At 66.4% G+C, this 605-nt stretch carries 1 protein-coding gene; it reads left to right on the top strand.

Annotated features, from left to right (window positions below; all coding sequences use genetic code 11):
* Positions 1-605 (top strand): transposase (locus tag DC522_RS33965; RefSeq protein ID WP_165820452.1); only part of this gene is annotated, 605 nt, incomplete at both ends.

The raw sequence follows: 605 nt of genomic DNA on the forward strand, positions 1-605 counted from the left end.
TTCCGCCAAGCGCTCTCGGCTCTCGGGTTGCTCTGGGCCGTCGGAACGGTTCGCATCCAGAAGGTCTATCCGACCGAGGTGCAGCTGGTCGCCTCCACCACCACACGCGGACGACCGCGCAAGACGCTGATCCCGGATCAGCAAGCGATCCCGGCGGAGGCGATGCCGGCAAAGGTTCAATGGCGCCGGATCACCTGGCGGCGCGGCACCAAGGGGCCGCAGCAAGCGAGATTTGCCGCCGTGCGTGTGCGGGTGGCCGATGGACCGGCGGTTCAATTGCGCGGACACGCCGCCCGGCATCTGCCCGGCGATGAGGTCTGGCTGGTCGGTGAGCATCGCTCGTCAGGCGAGCGCAAGTACTATTTTTCCAACCTGCCGCCCGACACAAAGCTGAAACAGCTGGCAGCCCTCATCAAGGTGCGCTGGGTGTGCGAGCAGGCCCACCAGCGGCTCAAGGAAGAACTCGGGCTTGACCACTTCGAGGGCCACTCATGGCGCGGCCTGCACCGGCATGCATTGCTGACCCTGATTGCCTGCCTGTTCCTGCGGCATCTGCGGTTGCAAGCCGCCGGTCGGGGAAAAAGATGCGGGGGGACCGCCGCCGC

This window comes from Microvirga sp. KLBC 81 (genome assembly GCF_003075415.1).
In the GTDB taxonomy this organism is placed as follows: Bacteria; Pseudomonadota; Alphaproteobacteria; order Rhizobiales; family Beijerinckiaceae; genus Microvirga.